Genomic DNA, 16,556 nt, shown 5'->3' with positions numbered 1-16,556 from the left:
TACCGTCGCGGGGGCGTTCACCCCCTACGAAGGAGAGCCTCATGTCTTTGCCCGCTTGGCCGGCCGTCGCAGCAGCAGCAGCAGCGGCTGCGGTCGCGGTGGTCGGTCTCACCGCGGCGTGTTCCGCTGAAACGGCGGCCGCAGCGCCGAACCAGCCCGACGACGCCTTCATGCAGTGCCTCACCGACAACGGTGTGCCCGCACCACCCGAAGGCGGCCCGGGTGGGCACGGTCCCGGCGGTGAACGGCCGGGGGGTCCGCCGCCCGGCGAGCGACCGCACGAGGGTGGCATCCCGCCGGCACCGCCGGACATCGATCAAGGAGTGTGGGATTCGGCCATGCAGGCCTGTCATTCCCTGGCGCCCGCGCCACCCTCACCATAGAGAAAAAATGGGCGACCCCCGAGCCATAGTTCCTGGTTGGACAAACCAAGGGCTCGGGGGTCGGGTGGCTGCTCGGAATTCGCCAGCGCTCGCAGGTGATTCCTCAGCCTGGTGCTGCTAGCTAGCAGCCACCTCACATGTCCATAAGTCACTCAAAATCTCGGACCACCTCCCTTCTTGTGTACCGACGAAAGTACCCGCGAATTCAACAACCGACAACCGATTTAGCGCTCAGCGATCGCTGATGATCGCAGCGTCCACCAAACCCGCGACGTCGGCGGCCAGTGCGGTGTTCCGTAACGGCTCACCGTCGAGGGTGTGCACCTTTGCCGCGAGGGTGATGGCCGAGATGAGCCAAACCCCTTGCGCCTCAAGCAGATCCGCGGGACGTAACGCCCGGTAGTCGCAGTCGAACCCCTTGGCCCTGGCGACCTCGAAGAGCGCCTGCTGCGTGGTCCCACGCAGGATCGGATACCACGGCGGGGGTGTCAGCAGGCACGTCTGCCCCTCCGCCCCATCTACTCGGTCGGTGGCGATCACCACGGTGGAACGGGGTCCTTCGAGGATGAAGCCGTCTGAGCTGACGAAGACGACGTCGTCGGCGCCCTGGTCGGCAGCATGCCGCAACGCCGCCATGTTCACCGCGTAGGACAGCGTCTTGGCACCGGCCAGCAGCCACGGCATCGTATCCGCGCCGGCGACGGACAGACCCCGGTCCAGCGACAGCGCTGACACGCCGTCGCGGCGCGCGGCGGTGATGCGCCCGGGCAGTGGGCTCACACTCACGTAGGCCGTCGGCGGTGAACCGCTTTCGCGACCCCGGGTGTAGACCAGCCGCAACGCCGCTTCGTCGTCGGTGCCGGCGGCCCAGGACCGCGCCGCGATGTCGATGGCGGAGCGCCAGGCCGCCAGATCCGGCTCCGGCAGCGCAAGCGCTTTCGCCGAGCCGGTCAACCGCCGCAGATGCGACTCCACCAGGCAGGCCCGCCCGTGGCGTACCAGCAGCGTCTCGAACACTCCGTCGCCGCGCACCGCGGCCAGGTCATCGGCGTGCAGCAACGGCGTGTCGGGGTCACGCACCGTGCCGTCGAGAGTCACCACTACAGCCATGGCTTCATAGCGTAATCCGGTGCCGGCCGGGTCGGCGCGAGCGGGAATAACCGGCCCCGGCGGACCGTAGAGTTGAGATGTGTCTGCCGTACCCGCCCCAGAATCCGGACCCGACGCCGGCGCCGTGTGGCATTACGGCGACCCCCTCGGCGAACAACGTGCCGCCGACTCGGCCGCGGTGATCGTCGACCGCTCCCATCGTGCGGTGCTGACCCTCACCGGCAAGGACCGACAGAGCTGGCTGCACAGCATCTCCTCGCAGCATGTCAGCGCGTTGCCCGACGGTGCGACGGTGGAGAACCTCAGCCTCGACGGCCAGGGCCGGGTGGAGGACCACTGGCTGCAGACCGAGCTCGGCGGGGTCACCTATCTGGACACCGAGTCGTGGCGTGGGCAGCCGCTCCTGGAGTTCCTGCGCAAGATGGTGTTCTGGGCGGAGGTCACGGTGGAGCCCGCGGATCTGGCCGTGTTGACCCTGATGGGTCCTGACGCGGGCGCCGACGCCGTGCTCCAGGCCCTCGGGACCGATGCCCTGCCCCCGCACTCGTCGGCGCAGGCGCTGGCGAGCGGTGGTCTGATCCGCCAGACCCGCGCGGGGGAGCCGGAGTACGACCTCCTGGTGCCTCGCGCCGAGGCCGCGGCGTGGCTGGATCGGCTGGAGCAAGCCGGCGTTCGGCGTGCGGGTGTGTGGACCTATGAGGCCCGCCGTGTGGCTGCTGTGCGCCCCCGCCTCGGGGTGGACACCGATGAGCGCACCATTCCGCACGAGGTCCGCTGGATCGGCGGGCCCGGCGAGGGAGCCGTGCACCTCGACAAGGGCTGCTACCGGGGGCAGGAGACCGTTGCCAGGGTCCACAACCTGGGTAAACCCCCTCGGATGTTGGTGCTGCTGCACCTCGACGGCTCGACCGAACGTCCCGTCACCGGCGATCCCCTGCTGGCCGGCGGCCGCGCGGTCGGCCGGGTCGGCACCGTGATAGACCATGTCGATCTCGGTGCGGTGGCCCTTGCCCTGGTGAAGCGGGGGCTGCCGGCTGACACCGAGCTGACAACCGGGGGCGACGTCGAGGTCGCCGCCGTTGTCGACGTTGACTCGCTGCCCCCCGCCGACGTCGCCGGGGCCGGCCGGGTAGCCATTGATCGGCTGCGTGGCCTGGCATGACAGCCTGTGACACTCACCGCCGACGGGCCTGCCAGCGCAGCCGGTCGGGGCACGGTAAAGTGAACCCAGGACAATAAACACACAGATCGGAGCCGCTCACATTGTTGGGCCGCTCCGTTATTGCGCGAGGGGGTTCCCCCATGGGCCGCGGCCGGGCGAAGGCAAAGCAGACCAAGGTTGCTCGAGAGTTGAAGTACAGCTCTCCGCAAACCGACTTTGAGCGGCTCCGTAAGGAGCTGTCGGGCTCGGAGGCGGACGACAACACCGACGATGACCTCGTCGACGATCGCTGGAGCGACGAAGACGCCTGGCGGCGCTGAACCCGAGGGTTCAGCGCTGCTCCCCTGACGCACGGGCCACCGCGCTCAGAACCGTGGGTGCTGACCCGCGAGAGTGGCGCGGGGTCCGTCCTTCGTTCCCTTGTTGACGGTTCCCAACGTCCAGCACGTCAGGTGCCGTGCGGTGAGGATGGCCAGCGCGCGATCGGTGTCCTCCGGCGCGACGACGGCCACCATGCCGACACCCATGTTGAACGTCTTCTCCATCTCGACTCGTTCGATGCGGCCACGCTGAGCGATCAGGCCGAAGATGGGTGCCGGCGTCCAGGTGCCGCGGTCCAGTTCGGCGACCAGCCCGTGCGGGATCACCCTTTCCAGGTTGCCCACCAGGCCACCGCCGGTGACGTGGCAGAACGTGCGCACCTGGGTCTCGGCGGCCAGGGCCAGGCAGTCCTTGGCGTAGATGCGGGTGGGCTCCAGTAGTTCTTCACCCAGGGTGCGGCCGAACTCCTCGACATGACCAGCCAGGTTCATCCGGTCGATCTCGAGCAGCACCTTGCGGGCCAGCGAGTAGCCGTTGGAGTGCAGGCCGGAGGCCCCCATGGCGATCACGACGTCACCGGGCCGTACCCGTTCGGGCCCCAGCACGTTGTCGGCTTCCACCACGCCGACGCCGGTGGCCGACAAGTCGTAGTGGTCGGGTGCCATCAGCCCGGGGTGTTCAGCGGTCTCGCCGCCCAGCAGCGCGCACCCCGCCTGCACGCAGCCCTCGGCGATACCGGAGACGATGGCCTGTACCCGCTCGGGGACCACCTGGCCGACGGCGATGTAGTCCTGCAGGAACAGCGGCTCGGCGCCGCACACCACGAGGTCGTCGACCACCATGGCCACGAGGTCGAGTCCCACGGTGTCGTGCTTGTCCATCGCCTGCGCGACGGCGAGCTTGGTGCCCACACCGTCGGTCGAGGAGGCCAGCAACGGTTCGCGGTAGTCGCCCCGGAGGGCAAACAGGCCGGCGAAGCCGCCGAGTCCGCCTCGTACCTCGGGCCGGGTCGCTTTCTTCGCCAGTGGCTTGAACAGTTCGACGGCCCGGTCACCGGCCTCGATATCGACTCCAGCCGATGCGTAAGAGATACCTTGTTCTTCAGCGCGATCGGTCATCGGACCTCAATCTACCGGTCGCGGGTCCCCGCCGGTATCGGCCGGGCCCCGTACCGCGCGAGCGCGGGTGCCCCCGTGCGCCACGTCGACCTGGACTCGTGGACAACACACGCTCGTCGCCGGGTTTCACCAGCCGCTTTCGCGGCTATGCAGCACCGTGAACTCAGCGCAGGTCCAATGTCTCGTGACAGGCTCCACCGGATACATCGGCGGTCGCCTGATCCCGTCGCTGCTGGAGCGTGGCCACAAGGTGCGGGCCATGGCACGCACCCCGAAGAAGCTCGACGACGTGCCGTGGCGCGGGGACGTCGAGGTGGTCGAGGGTGACCTCACCAAGCCGGATTCGCTTCGGCAGGTGTTCGGTGGTGTCGACGTCCTGTTCTACCTCGCCCATTCCATGGGCACCTCGCAGGATTTTGTCGAGGAGGAGCGCCGCACCGCCACCAACGTCGTGCAGGCAGCCAAGGACGCCGGGGTGCGGCGCATCGTGTACCTCAGCGGCCTGCACCCGGCCGGCGTGGAGTTGTCGCGCCATCTGCAGTCCCGGACGGCCGTCGGTGACATCCTGCTGGAATCCGGGATCGAGACCATCGTGCTGCAGGCCGGTGTGGTGATCGGCTCGGGCTCGGCGTCGTTCGAGATGATCCGCCACCTGACCGAACTGCTCCCCGTCATGACCACTCCCAAGTGGGTGCACAACAAGATCCAGCCGATCGCCGTCCGGGATGTGCTGCACTACCTGGCCGAGGCGGCGACGGCCGCGGTCCCGCAGTCGCGCACCTGGGACATCGGCGGGCCCGATGTTCTCGAGTACGGCGAGATGATGCAGATCTACGCCGACGTGTCCGGCCTGCGCCGCCGGGCCATCATCGTCCTGCCGTTCCTGACGCCGACGATCGCCAGCTGGTGGGTGGGACTGGTGACCCCGATACCGCCGGGGCTGGCGCAGCCGCTGGTGGAATCGCTCGAGTGTGATGCCGTGGCCGACGAACACGACATCGATGACGTCATTCCGCCTCCGTCGGGCGGGCTCACGCCCTACCGCGAGTCGGTGGAACTCGCCCTCGAGTACAGCGAACAGCGCGGAGGCGAACCGTCCTGGACACCGCCGAGCCCGGCCGCACCGCGACCCAATGACCCGGACTGGTCCGGTGATCTGCTGTTGAGCGACTCCGTGGCCGACAGCACCGACCGCAGTCCCGACGCGGTATGGCAGGCCTTGACGCACCGCGGCCGCCGCTGGCAGGTCCAGTCCGAGAACCGCGGAGTGGACGCCCGACTGCTCGACCGCGGCCGGCTACCCGGGGTTGCGGCGCTGAACGTGCAGGTCAGTGCGCGCGACGACGGACGCACCGGTTACACGCAGACGGCGACGTTCTGTCCTCGCGGGCTGCCCGGCCGCCTGTACGCCGTCACCGCCTGGCAGATCCGGCGGAAGCTCTTGCGGCGCAACCTCTTCAGCTAGGACGACTTCAGCTAGGGACGACGAAGCGCCGAGGCGTTGTCGTTCTCCGACTGCACCGCACCGGCACGGGCGGCGTTGGACAGCATGTGCTCGATGACGTTCTTGCCGAGTGCGGTCTCACTGGGCAGCTCGATCGGATAGTTGCCGTCGAAGCAGGCCGCGCACAACCGTGAGGCGGGCTGTTCGGTGGCGCTGATCATGCCGTCGATGGAGATATAGCCCAGGGTGTCCGCACCGATGGCGTGGCGCACGGCGTCGATCATCTCGCCCTGCGAACCCTCGGCGTTGGCGGCGTTGGCGATCAGCTCGGCCGGCGAGGCGAAGTCGATGCCGTAGAAGCACGGCCATTTCACCGGCGGCGAGGCGATCCGTACGTGCACCTCGAGCGCACCGGCTTCGCGCAGCATCCGGATCAGGGCGCGCTGGGTGTTCCCCCGCACGATGGAGTCGTCGACGACGATGAGTCGCTTGCCGCGGATCATCTCGCGCAGCGGGTTGAGTTTGAGCCGGATACCCAGCTGGCGAATGGTCTGCGACGGCTGGATGAAGGTGCGCCCGACGTAGGCGTTCTTCATCAGACCCTGACCGAACGGGATGCCGGACTCCTGGGCGTAGCCGACCGCCGCCGGTGTGCCGGATTCGGGGACACCGATCACCAGGTCGGCGTCGATGGGCTGCTCGCGGGCGAGCCTGCGACCGATGTCGACGCGGGTGGAGTGCACCGAGCGACCGCCGATGGTGCTGTCGGGACGGGCCAGGTAGACGTATTCGAAGACGCACCCCTTGGGGGTGGGGTTGGCGAAGCGGGTGGAGCGCACCCCGTCGGCGTCGATGGCCAGCAGTTCCCCGGGTTCGATGTCGCGCACGAAAGAGGCGCCGACGATGTCGAGGGCGGCGGTCTCCGACGCCACCACCCAGCCGCGGTCCAGCCGGCCGAGCGCCAGCGGGCGGACACCGTGCGGGTCGCGCGCCGCGTAGAGGGTGTTCTCGTCCATGAACGTCAGGCAGAAGGCGCCGCGCACAGTGGGGAGCAGTTCGAGGGCGGCCTGCTCCAGACTGGAGTCGGCCGCACCGTGGGCCAACAACGCACCCAGGATGTCGGAGTCGGTGGTGGCCGAGGCAACCGCAGTGGCGCCCATCAGGCCCGCTTCGCGGGCACGTGCCGCGAGTTCGGTGGTGTTGACCAGGTTGCCGTTGTGCCCCAGGGCCACACCCGTGCCCGCGGCGGTGTTGCGGAACACCGGCTGGGCGTTTTCCCAGGTGGTCGAGCCCGTGGTGGAGTAACGGCAGTGGCCGACGGCGACATGGCCGGGCATGGCGGCCAGCGTCTGCTCGTCGAAGACCTGGCTGACCAGCCCGAGGTCCTTGAACACCAACACCTGGGAGCCGTCGGCAACGGCGATGCCCGCCGCTTCCTGCCCGCGATGCTGCAGCGCATACAAGCCGTAGTAGGTGAGCTTGGCGACCTCTTCGCCAGGGGCCCAGACTCCGAAGACACCGCATTCCTCGGCGGGGGCATTCTCGAGTTCGATCGGTTCAGCGGTCACGTGGGGGCTGCTCCTGGGAAGCGTTCGGGTGACCCGACCAGTCTACGGTCTCCTGCGGGCGCAGAGATACCACGGACGAGGCGGTTTGCGGTGGGTCCAACGACGGCGCGGCGAGCCGCATTCCCGGTGCGGTCTCCGGCGGCGGCGTCCCACCCGACGAAATTCCCGGGGTGCGCACGCGAATATGGTTGTGCCGCAATGGGTCCGAAGTGCTTTCGGCCGCCGGTTTCGGCGGTCGGCGTTGGGATGATCAGGCCGGGCCCCCGGCCCCCGCACCGGTTGCGGGTCGTACAACTGATCCGGTGGTGATGTGTGTCACGCGTCGATACTGTCGAATTGACCGGCAGCGCAGTCCGGTGGAGCCCGTTGACGCGGGTTGCGTTCCGCTTCACGGTCATCTATTTCGGGCTGTTCTGCCTGCTCTTCGCTCAGATTTTGTACATGTTCACCGGGGTGATCGGCCTCGTGCTGCCGGACAACGCGGTGTTGTGGCAGATGCTGACGTTGGCCCCGCTCTGGGCGTGGGTCGGCCGGTCGGTGTTCGGCGTCGACGCCACCCTGCACCCCGACTCCCACAGCGGCGATCAGGCCGCCATCTGGGTGATGATGTTCGTCCTGCTGGTGGTCGCGGCCGTCGCCACCGCGGTGTGGACGGCGCTGGACCGACGTGTCGAGTACACCCGGCTGCATGCGTGGTTCCTGGTGTTCGTCCGGTTGTGCCTGGGTGGCCAGATGCTGTTCTACGGGATGGCCAAGCTGATTCCCACCCAGATGCCCGAGCCGCCGCTGTCGGCGCTGCTGCAACCCTTCGGTGAGTTCAGCCCGGCGTCGGTGCTGTGGCTTCAGGTCGGCAGTTCCCACTCGTATGAGATGCTGCTCGGCGCCGCCGAGGTGGCCGGGGGCCTGCTGCTGTTCCTGCCCCGGACCGCGACGCTGGGTGCGTTGATCAGCCTGGCCAGCATGGCCCAGGTGTTCGTGCTGAACATGACCTTCGACGTTCCGGTCAAGATCCTGTCCTCGCACCTGCTGATGCTCAGTGCGGTTGTCCTGGCCCCGCAACTGCGCCGGCTCGCCGACGTCCTGGTGTTCGCCCGGTTCGCGGCGCCCGTGGCACAGCCGGCCCTGTTCGACTCCCCGCGCCGTAACCGGGTCGCCGCCGCGGTGCAGGTGGCGATCGGCGGATGGATGCTGGCCGGTGCGGCCGTGGGCGGCTGGACCGCGTGGAACACCTACGGCGGCGGCGCACCCGAACCAGATCTCTACGGAATGTGGACGGTCACCGACTTCGAGCGGGACGGCGTTCGGGTCCCTCCTCTGATCACCGACGAGAACCGCTGGCAGATGATCGTTTTCGACGCTCCCGGGGCAGCCACCGTGCAGCACATGGACGGCAGCCTGCAGCCCGCCGGCGCCGAGGTGGATCTTGATGCCGGCACCCTCGCCGTGTCGGGCCCCGACGCTCCGCCGGCCGAATTCACCGTCGGCCGCCCCGCCCCTGACCGGCTGACTCTGGACGGCACCATCGCGGGCACACCGGTCCGCATGGCCTTACAGCTGGAGGATCCGCAGCGGTTCACCCTGCTGAATCGGGGTTTCCACTGGGTGCAGGACTATCCGTTCTTTCGCTGAGCGGTACCAGGGGAAGCCACGCACCTATCTCCGCGGCACGTGACCCCGACAACGACAACACCCCCGCCGCGGCGGCGTCGTCCACCGACATCAGGCCGGTGGCCAACAGCAGCCAGGTTCGGGGGTCCGTCTCGACGACGTTGGGCGGCGTTCCCCGCGTGTGACGCGGGCCGGCGATGCACTGCACCGCGACGAACGGCGGAACGCGCACCTCCACCGACGCGCCGGGAGCCGCGGCGGCCAGGCTGCGGGCGGTGAGGCGCACCGCGTCGGCGGTCAGCGTCCGCTGCGGCGCGGGCGTGGCCTCGTCGCGCAACCAGTCCTCGACGGCCAGCACGGCGGCGCGGGTCTTCACGGGGTCGGCGGTGTTGCGGGCGGCCATACCTCAGTATCGACCTCAGCCGTATTGACCTCTGCCAATGAAAGAAAGCCACCGTACGTTGAGACGCCTACCGTGGTGCCATGGCCTTCAAACCCCACGAAATCGCCTACCTCAACGACGCCGACCTCGGCCGGCTCGCCACCGTCCAACCCGACGGCACCGTGCAGAACAGTCCCGTCGGCTTCAGCTTCAACGAGCAGCTCGGCACCATCGACATCTACGGCTACCAGATGTCCCGCAGCCAGAAGTTCCGCAACATCAAGACCAACCCGTCCGTGGCGTTCGTCGTCGACGACATCGCGTCCCGTGATCCCTGGCGGGTGCGTTGCCTGGAGATCCGCGGCACGGCCGAACAAGCCGAGACCGATTCGGCGGGAACCGAAGACAACGGCGACAGTCTCGACACCGCCATCATCCGGATCACGCCGCGACGCATCATCAGCTTCGGTATCGACGACACCGACACCCCGCCGCACCTGCTCAAGGCCGACAGCCGCGACGTGCCCACCACCGCCGACTAGCGTGGGCGCCGCTCGCGACCGGTGCGGCCAGCTGCAGTACCGCACTGCCCAGGGGGGTAGCGCAGCGCCGCATCCAGTTGACGGGCCCCATCGACTGCTCGATGGCGGTGGCCGCGTACGGCCGCATCTGCAGGTGAAAGTCGTTGATGGCCATGGCAGTGGTCTTTGTTGTGTTCTGCACGGCCACCAGTTCGCGGCATAGCACGACGGCGTCCATGATCGCGGTGGCCGCCCCCTGCCCGCCCGTGGGTGGTATCGCGTGCACCGCGTCCCCGAGTGCGCAGATCCGCCCCGCCGGCCACGGCGCCAGACGGCGCGCATCTGCGGCGTGCAAACGGAACGCCGCCAGCCCCTGTTCCCTTGTCCGGTCGATGACGGTGGTTAGACGATTCGACCATCCTGCTGCGGTCAGGTGGGCGACGGTCGCGTCCCGCAGTTCCGGGCCGACGAGACCCAAAAGTGGCGTGGTGGAATCCGATTCGGCGACCATGGCACCCCAGATGTAGGTGGCCTGCGGGGTGGCCGGCGCCACGTGCGGGTCGGTGTCCAGTAGGCGCGCTCCGACGGGATCGTGGTAGCCGATGTACAGGCCCGTCCCCGCCGGGCCCACGGCGAAGTTCGACCGGTCGTCGCGCAGTCGGGCGGCGACTGCGCCGGGCAACGCCGCGGCTGCGGTGAAGCCACCGATGCCGATCAGCCCCACCGGTGCCGAGGTGGACCTGCCCCCGGACAGCAGCCGGGCCACCCGCGAGCCCACACCGTCGGCGCCCACCAGAACGTCGCCGTACGCCGTCGTCCCGTCGGCGAAGTGGGCCTCCACGCGACCGTCCGCCGTCGTCGATGCGCCGACGAACTCGGCTCCCAGCCGTAGTGACGGTCCCGCCCGGCGTCCGAGCAACAGTCGCAGCGTGATTCGGTCGATGTTGATCGTCTGGTCAGCTTCGCCTGAGCGCAGCACGGTCAGCAGTCGTCCGCGGTGGTCCCTCATCGCGGTGGTCGCGTCCACCTTGCCGTCTGCCGCCGACGCGTAGAGCTGCTCGATGGTCTGCGAGTCGAGCAGCCGTCGCAGCCCGGCAAGCGCCCTGGTGTGCAGGTGCAGGTGATATCCGCCGGTGTCGGCCAGATCGCGGTCTCGCTCGTAGACCACCACCTCGAACCCGCGCTCTAGCAGTCCGCAGGCCAGCGCCAGGCCACCGATACCCGCCCCGATCACCAGTACGTTCATCAATCGCTCCCCTCGTCGTCTACGGCGAGATTGCCTCCAGTAGCGGTCGCCTGGTGGCCTCTACCCCGGCATTCTGGAGAGATGTCTTCCAGCGCGAGCCGCCTGTTGGCCTTGCTGCGGCTGCTCGGCGACCGCAGGATCTGGTCGGGCGCCGACCTGGCGGCGCATCTCGAGGTCAGCCCCAGGACCCTGCGCCGCGACGTCGAGTATCTGCGGGATCTGGGCTATCCGGTGACGGCGAGCAAAGGGCCGGCCGGCGGGTACTCCCTGGGCGCCGGCGGCAGGCTGCCCCCGCTCATGCTCGACGACGAGCAGGTCCTCGCGGTGATGATCGCCCTGCAGACCGCGCCCGCTTCTGTCCGCGGAATCGACGATGCGGTCCGCCGTGCGATGACCGGCGTCCTGCAGGTCATGCCCGCCGCGCTGCGGCCGGAGGCGCAGGGCCTGCACGTCACGGTGATCCGCAACATGTGGGAGTTCTCGGCGCCGCCCATCCAGGCAGAGGTGCTGCGCGAGATCGCGGGCGCCATCCGCCTGCGTCGGCTCGTCCGGATCGACTATCTGGACGCACAACTGCGCAGACCGGCGCCCGGCGAGCCGGGCTTCGTGCCGCCGTCGGTACTCGAGCCGCATCATCTGGTGCTCTGGGCGGGCCGCTGGTATCTCGTGGCCCGAGTGGCCGGGACGGATGAGTGGCCGATTCTGCGACTCGATCGAATTCACCGCGTGGACAACCTGTTTCTTGCGTTCTCCGACGTCGATCCACCGTTCGGCGACGTTGCCGACTACGTGATGACCAGTCCGGACCGAGGCGACACGCCGGCCAGATGGCAGTGCCGGGGCACCGTCGAGATGGCACTGCCCGCCGCGGTGGTGGCGCGCTGGGCGCCGGGTGGCTCGGTGGTCGAGGAGGTGTCCCCGCAGCGGTGCCGACTCACCCTCGGGGCGTGGTCGTGGGCCGGCATCGCGGGTCTGCTGGCCACTTTCGACGCCGATTTCACCGCGGTGGAACCCGCCGAACTGCGTCAGGCGTGTCAGGACGTGGCGGGGCGGCTCAGTCGGGCGCTCGGGACTGCACCAGCAGCGCCGCCACGGCACCGGCCTCGTTGATCGCCAGGTGCGCCAATGCCGGCGCGAGCAGGCTTCCGGTGCGCTCGGCCAGCAGTGCGAACACCCAGCCGGCGATTCCGGTGACGAGCACGGTCGCGGCCACCGGCTCACCGGCGCCGCGTGCGTCGACGACATGACTCAACCCGAAGGCGCAGGCTTGCAGCAACTTGCCCCACCGCGGGCCGAACGCGGCTGCGGCCGCGGTGCCGAGCGCTCCGCGGTATGCGGTCTCCTCGGCCCAGATGGTGCCCAGGGGAATCTCCACCGCCAGCCACTTCCACGCGGGGTTGGGTAAAGCGCGCTGCCGCATCGCCGTTCGCACCGCGGGCACCGCTGTGGTGGCCGCGACGCCTGCGGCCACCACGGCAGAAGTGGCAGTGCCGGCGCGCAATCCGCGGGCGTGTAGGCCGGGCCGCGCTCCGGCGCCGACCGCGAGTGCGGTGCCCAGGCCGGCCTGGATCAGTGGGTGCCGCCGGCCAGGGATCTGCAGGCCGGCGGTGCCGCTCCAGGCCACCAGACCGGCCGCGAGAGCCAGCGCCCGCAGTTGGTCCTCAGTACTCCGGACCATCGGCGGCCGCCGTCTCCTCGAGTGCGCCGCGGATCCGTTCGGTGTCCGCCGGCGTCCACCCCGGCGGCGGCGCCACCGCGGCCCAGCCGTCCAACACAGATTGTCCGTAGTTGTGCCCGTGCCCGCCCGGCACCCCGGACGCGTTCGTCATATCGGCACTGACCTGCCAGAACGTGACGATGGGATACCACCGCATGGATGCCGTGCGGTCCCGGCCCGGCGGTTCGCGCAACCAATCCGGGCGGGAGAACAGCAGATCCGGTGACCACCACACGATGGGGTCGGACGGATGCTGCAGGAACAGCACCCGGGTGCCCTCCCAGGGCGCCTCGGTGTCCCGGTGGATCTCGGCCGGGTCGTTGGCCGGTGAGAAGCGCACCGTGCGGCCGTTGTCATATCGCGGGTGCACTTCGGGCGTGCCGGGGTCGCGGCGCACGATCAGCGCGTCCCACAGTGGGCTGGCGTTCGGCGGCCCCACCCAGAGCACGGAATCGAAGCCCATCCGCGAGACGTCCGGCAGGAACCCGAATGCCGCCTGCCCCGCCATCGAGCCCAGACTCTCGCCGTAGAGCACCAGTTTCGGCCGGTCGTCCGGAGGCAGGTCCACCCACCGCTCGTGGACGGCGTGGATCAGCATCCGGCCGGAATCCATCGAGGTCTGCTGGTCGCCGAGGAACGAGATCCAACTGGGCAGGTAGGAGTACTGCAACGCCACCATCGCGGTATCGCCGTTGTACATCAACTCCAGCGCGCGGGCCGCCACCGGATTCACCCAGCCGGTGCCCGTCGTCGGGATGATCACCAGCAGTTCACGATCGAAGGCACCGGTGCGTTCCAGCTCGGACAGCAACACCGCCATGCGGGCTTCCGCGGTCTCGGCGGTCTGCAACCCGGCGTACACCCGTACCGGTTCCAAGGCCGGCCTACCGTTGACCTCCTCCAGCTCCTCGGCGTCGGGACCGCTGGCCACGAAGTTTCGGCCCTGGAACCCCAGCGTGTCCCAGGCGGCGAAAGATTCTGGGCTGCCTGATTTCTCAGGAGCCACCGGCTGCTCGATCCCCTCGCCGGTGGTGAAGTCCTGAGGCTGGAACACCCGGTTGGCGCCCGCCAGGAACCCGCGCAACAGCACACCGTTGATCAGCGTGATCACCAGCACCGCCATCACCGCGGTTCCGATGAACAGGGCCACCTCGTCATTGAGACGCCAGCGCCGGATCAGGAAGCGCGCCAACACCTTGATGGCATCCAGCAGTATCCGCGCCACCCCGACCAACAGGGCACAGACCAGGACCGCCAACAGCACCGTGCGGTAATAGCCCAGCGTCGCAGGGCCTTCGATCCCCATCAGTGCCGAAACCTGACGTTGCCAGGCAGCCGCGGGCACGATGGTCAGAAGGCACGCCGCCACCGCTGCGGCCACGGTGGCCGTCTTCAGCAGGGTCAGCACCCGCTTCGACGGCGGCCACCATGGTTTCCGGCGTAACACCATGCGCCGGAAGAGTTTTCCCAGCGCCACACCGATGCCGTACCCGATGGCGGCGTTGATACCGCCGATCAGGCCGGCGAACAACCAGTCCCGCGGCAGCAGTGACGGCGTGAGCGACAGGCAGAAGAACAGCGCACCCACCGCGACGCCGGTGAAGTCGAGCCGGACCAGTCCCCACGCCCATTCCAACAGGGGGTGACGGTCACGCGACTCCCCCGCGACCGTCATCGGCGCGGGCTCACCCGAACAACTTCGGCAGCACACCTTCCCAGGTGCTGCGCAGCTCGGTCAGCGGGATGCTGAACTGGCCCTGGACCTCGACGGCATCCGAACCCTGATCCACCACGCCGACGCGGACGGCCGGGAGAGCGCGCGCCTCGCACATCGAGACGAATCGGCTCTCCTCGGTGCGCGGCACCGCAACCAGCACCCGGCCCGAGGACTCCGAAAAGAGGAAGACGAACGGGGCCCCCTCTTCCTGCCAGCCTTCGGGCAGCAGGATCCGGCAACCGGTTTCACCGGCCAGCGCGCCTTCGACGACGGCCTGCATCAGGCCACCCTCGGAGAGGTCATGCGCCGCGGACACCAGGCCGTCGCGGGAGGCGGCGGCCAGCACCTCGGCCAGCAACTTCTCGCGCTCCAGGTCCACCTTCGGCGGTACCCCACCGAGGTGCCCGGCGCTGACCTGAGCCCAGATCGAGCCGTCGAACTCGTCGCGGGTGTCACCCAGCAGGATCAAGGTCTCGCCCGGCTCGGTGCCGAAACCGGTCGGGATCCGGCGGGCCACGTCGTCGATCACCCCGAGGACACCGACCACCGGCGTCGGCAGGATCGCCGTGGACCCGGTCTGGTTGTAGAAGCTGACGTTGCCTCCGGTCACCGGAATGCCCAGTGCCGCACAGCCATCGGCAAGTCCTCGCACCGCCTGGGCGAACTGCCACATCACGCCCGGATCTTCCGGCGATCCGAAGTTCAGGCAGTTGGTCACCGCCACCGGCACCGCGCCCGTCACGCCGACATTGCGGTAGGCCTCGGCCAGCGCCAGCTGCGCGCCGGTGTACGGGTCCAGCTGGGTGTAGCGGCCGGAGGCATCGGTGGACAAGGCGATACCGCGGCCGGTCTGCTCGTCGATGCGCAGCACACCACCGTCGGCATGCTCGGCGAGCACGGTGTTACCGCGGACGTAACGGTCGTACTGCTCGGTGATGAACGCGCGACTGCACAGGTGCGGACTGCCCAGCATCGAGAGCACCGTCGCACGCAGTTCGTCACCGGTCTGCGGGCGGGGCAGCGAGGCCGTGGTGTCGGCGATCAGTGCGTCCTGGGTGTCGGGGCGCTGCACCGGCCGCTGGTAGACGGGGCCTTCGTGGGCCACCGTGCGCGGAGGCACATCGACGACGGTCTCGCCGTGCCAGGTGATGTGCAGGCGGTCACCGTCGGTGACCTCGCCGATGACCGACGCCAGCACCTCCCACTTTCGACAGATCGCCATGAACGCGTCCACGTTCTCGGGTGCGACGACGGCGCACATCCGTTCCTGGGACTCACTGGAGAGAATCTCGGCGGGGGTCATGTACTTGGCTCGCAGCGGCACCTTGTCCAACTCGATGGCCATGCCGCCGTCGCCGGCGGCTGCGAGTTCAGAAGTGGCACAGGACAAACCGGCACCACCGAGGTCCTGGATGCCGATCACCACGCCGGCGGCGTACAACTCGAGACAGCACTCGATGAGCACCTTCTCCATGAACGGATCGCCCACCTGCACGCTGGGGAGCTTCTTGCGGCCGGCACCGGACTCGTCGCCGCCGAAGGTGTCCGACGCCAGCACCGACACACCACCGATGCCGTCGAGGCCGGTCCGGGCACCGAACAGGATGATCTTGTTCCCGGCACCGGAGGCGAACGCAAGGTGCAGATCCTCTTTGCGCAGCACCCCGACACACAGCGCGTTCACCAGGGGGTTGCCCGCATACGACTCGTCGAAGATGGTTTCGCCGCCGATGTTGGGCAGACCGAGCGAGTTGCCGTAGCCGCCGACACCGCGCACCACACCGTCGAGCACGCGGCGGGTGTCGGGCGCGTCGGCCGCGCCGAAGCGCAGCTGGTCCATCACGGCCACCGGGCGCGCGCCCATCGCCATGATGTCGCGGACGATGCCGCCGACGCCGGTGGCCGCCCCCTGGTAGGGCTCCACGTACGACGGGTGGTTGTGCGATTCGACCTTGAACGTGACGGCCCAGCCGTCCCCGATGTCGACAACGCCGGCGTTCTCGCCGATGCCGGCGAGCATGCCGGCGCGCATCTCATCGGTGGTGGTCTCCCCGAAGTAGCGCAGGTGCACCTTGGAGGACTTGTAGGAGCAGTGCTCGCTCCACATCACCGAGTACATGGCCAGCTCGGCGTCGGTGGGGCGGCGGCCGAGGATCTCGCGGATGCGCTCGTACTCGTCATCCTTGAGGCCCAGTTCGCGGAAGGGCTGCGGCTGTTCGGGGGTGGCGACGGCCCGCCCCACGGTATCGATCTCTTGGG

Annotated in this window: 15 protein-coding genes; 7 read left to right on the top strand and 8 right to left on the bottom strand. The window is 68.9% G+C overall.

Going from position 1 to position 16,556, the window contains the following annotated elements; all coding sequences use genetic code 11:
- Positions 1-41 precede the first annotated feature (41 nt).
- Entirely contained in the window at positions 42-383 is a 342-nt protein-coding gene (locus AC3A6P_RS31040) for a hypothetical protein (RefSeq protein ID WP_487696224.1), read from the top strand.
- Between the two features lie 231 nt (positions 384-614).
- Here AC3A6P_RS31040 and AC3A6P_RS31035 read toward each other — a convergent pair whose 3' ends face one another.
- Positions 615-1,493: an aminodeoxychorismate lyase gene (locus AC3A6P_RS31035; RefSeq protein ID WP_487696223.1), complete on the bottom strand. Its 879-nt coding sequence runs from the start codon at positions 1,491-1,493 to the stop codon at positions 615-617.
- 79 nt (positions 1,494-1,572) lie between these two features.
- Here AC3A6P_RS31035 and ygfZ point away from each other — a divergent pair, with 79 nt between their 5' ends.
- On the top strand, positions 1,573-2,655 hold the full coding sequence (gene ygfZ / locus AC3A6P_RS31030; protein WP_487696222.1) for a CAF17-like 4Fe-4S cluster assembly/insertion protein YgfZ: 1,083 nt from the start codon (positions 1,573-1,575) through the stop codon (positions 2,653-2,655).
- A 140-nt stretch (positions 2,656-2,795) separates the two neighbouring features.
- The gene (locus AC3A6P_RS31025) at positions 2,796-2,975 is read left to right on the top strand and encodes a DUF3073 domain-containing protein (RefSeq protein WP_487696221.1); all 180 of its coding nucleotides are present in this window, start codon (positions 2,796-2,798) and stop codon (positions 2,973-2,975) included.
- A 45-nt stretch (positions 2,976-3,020) separates the two neighbouring features.
- On the opposite strand, the gene purM is transcribed toward AC3A6P_RS31025, so the two are convergent.
- On the bottom strand, positions 3,021-4,094 hold the full coding sequence (gene purM / locus AC3A6P_RS31020) for a phosphoribosylformylglycinamidine cyclo-ligase (protein WP_487696220.1): 1,074 nt from the start codon (positions 4,092-4,094) through the stop codon (positions 3,021-3,023).
- A gap of 157 nt (positions 4,095-4,251) precedes the next feature.
- Here purM and AC3A6P_RS31015 point away from each other — a divergent pair, with 157 nt between their 5' ends.
- Positions 4,252-5,559, top strand: a complete 1,308-nt coding sequence (locus tag AC3A6P_RS31015) for an NAD(P)H-binding protein (protein WP_487696219.1) — start codon at positions 4,252-4,254, stop codon at positions 5,557-5,559.
- Between the two features lie 11 nt (positions 5,560-5,570).
- Here AC3A6P_RS31015 and purF read toward each other — a convergent pair whose 3' ends face one another.
- Complete coding sequence (gene purF, locus AC3A6P_RS31010; RefSeq protein WP_487696218.1) at positions 5,571-7,106, bottom strand: amidophosphoribosyltransferase; 1,536 nt, start codon at positions 7,104-7,106, stop codon at positions 5,571-5,573.
- A 336-nt stretch (positions 7,107-7,442) separates the two neighbouring features.
- On the opposite strand from purF, the gene AC3A6P_RS31005 reads away from it, so the two are divergent.
- A complete protein-coding gene (locus tag AC3A6P_RS31005) occupies positions 7,443-8,735 on the top strand; it encodes a DoxX family protein (RefSeq protein ID WP_487696217.1) in 1,293 nt (430 codons plus the stop codon).
- Here AC3A6P_RS31005 and AC3A6P_RS31000 read toward each other — a convergent pair.
- Positions 8,680-9,117 (bottom strand): sterol carrier family protein, encoded by a 438-nt coding sequence (locus AC3A6P_RS31000; RefSeq protein ID WP_487696216.1) that lies wholly within the window; start codon positions 9,115-9,117, stop codon positions 8,680-8,682. The two genes, AC3A6P_RS31005 and AC3A6P_RS31000, sit on opposite strands and share 56 nt — an antisense overlap.
- A gap of 80 nt (positions 9,118-9,197) precedes the next feature.
- On the opposite strand from AC3A6P_RS31000, the gene AC3A6P_RS30995 reads away from it, so the two are divergent.
- Positions 9,198-9,638: a PPOX class F420-dependent oxidoreductase gene (locus AC3A6P_RS30995; protein ID WP_487696215.1), complete on the top strand. Its 441-nt coding sequence runs from the start codon at positions 9,198-9,200 to the stop codon at positions 9,636-9,638.
- Here AC3A6P_RS30995 and AC3A6P_RS30990 read toward each other — a convergent pair.
- A complete protein-coding gene (locus tag AC3A6P_RS30990) occupies positions 9,598-10,863 on the bottom strand; it encodes an FAD-dependent oxidoreductase (protein WP_487696214.1) in 1,266 nt (421 codons plus the stop codon). The two genes, AC3A6P_RS30995 and AC3A6P_RS30990, sit on opposite strands and share 41 nt — an antisense overlap.
- Before the next feature lie 81 nt (positions 10,864-10,944).
- Here AC3A6P_RS30990 and AC3A6P_RS30985 point away from each other — a divergent pair, with 81 nt between their 5' ends.
- A complete protein-coding gene (locus AC3A6P_RS30985) occupies positions 10,945-11,973 on the top strand; it encodes a helix-turn-helix transcriptional regulator (protein ID WP_487696213.1) in 1,029 nt (342 codons plus the stop codon).
- Here the strand turns inward: AC3A6P_RS30985 and AC3A6P_RS30980 are convergent.
- Genes AC3A6P_RS30980 through purL form a run of 3 tightly spaced genes read right to left on the bottom strand, consistent with a single transcriptional unit; the run spans position 11,918 to position 16,548 of the window.
- The gene (locus AC3A6P_RS30980) at positions 11,918-12,541 is read right to left on the bottom strand and encodes an Rv0804 family intramembrane glutamic endopeptidase (protein ID WP_487696212.1); all 624 of its coding nucleotides are present in this window, start codon (positions 12,539-12,541) and stop codon (positions 11,918-11,920) included. The two genes, AC3A6P_RS30985 and AC3A6P_RS30980, sit on opposite strands and share 56 nt — an antisense overlap.
- On the bottom strand, positions 12,525-14,255 hold the full coding sequence (locus AC3A6P_RS30975; protein WP_487696211.1) for an alpha/beta hydrolase: 1,731 nt from the start codon (positions 14,253-14,255) through the stop codon (positions 12,525-12,527). The genes AC3A6P_RS30980 and AC3A6P_RS30975 overlap by 17 nt, the downstream gene beginning before the upstream one ends.
- 10 nt (positions 14,256-14,265) lie before the next feature.
- On the bottom strand, positions 14,266-16,548 hold the full coding sequence (purL, locus tag AC3A6P_RS30970; protein WP_487696301.1) for a phosphoribosylformylglycinamidine synthase subunit PurL: 2,283 nt from the start codon (positions 16,546-16,548) through the stop codon (positions 14,266-14,268).
- Between the last annotated feature and the right edge of the window lie 8 nt (positions 16,549-16,556).

The sequence above is a fragment of the Mycobacterium sp. Soil_C_30 genome (assembly GCF_057656995.1).
The sequence above is the reverse complement of the archived record's forward strand: the minus strand, read 5'-3'. Positions and strand labels throughout refer to the sequence as shown.

Bases quoted from the DNA above. Each gene is read 5' to 3' on its own strand.
- AC3A6P_RS31040 (WP_487696224.1), top strand. From the start codon at position 42: ATGTCTTTGCCCGCTTGGCCGGCCGTCGCAGCAGCAGCAGCAGCGGCT.
- AC3A6P_RS31035 (WP_487696223.1), bottom strand. From the start codon at position 1,493: ATGGCTGTAGTGGTGACTCTCGACGGCACGGTGCGTGACCCCGACACG.
- AC3A6P_RS31025 (WP_487696221.1), top strand. From the start codon at position 2,796: ATGGGCCGCGGCCGGGCGAAGGCAAAGCAGACCAAGGTTGCTCGAGAG.
- purM (WP_487696220.1), bottom strand. From the start codon at position 4,094: ATGACCGATCGCGCTGAAGAACAAGGTATCTCTTACGCATCGGCTGGA.
- AC3A6P_RS31000 (WP_487696216.1), bottom strand. From the start codon at position 9,117: ATGGCCGCCCGCAACACCGCCGACCCCGTGAAGACCCGCGCCGCCGTG.
- AC3A6P_RS30995 (WP_487696215.1), top strand. From the start codon at position 9,198: ATGGCCTTCAAACCCCACGAAATCGCCTACCTCAACGACGCCGACCTC.
- AC3A6P_RS30990 (WP_487696214.1), bottom strand. From the start codon at position 10,863: ATGAACGTACTGGTGATCGGGGCGGGTATCGGTGGCCTGGCGCTGGCC.
- AC3A6P_RS30985 (WP_487696213.1), top strand. From the start codon at position 10,945: ATGTCTTCCAGCGCGAGCCGCCTGTTGGCCTTGCTGCGGCTGCTCGGC.
- AC3A6P_RS30980 (WP_487696212.1), bottom strand. From the start codon at position 12,541: ATGGTCCGGAGTACTGAGGACCAACTGCGGGCGCTGGCTCTCGCGGCC.
- AC3A6P_RS30975 (WP_487696211.1), bottom strand. From the start codon at position 14,255: ATGACGGTCGCGGGGGAGTCGCGTGACCGTCACCCCCTGTTGGAATGG.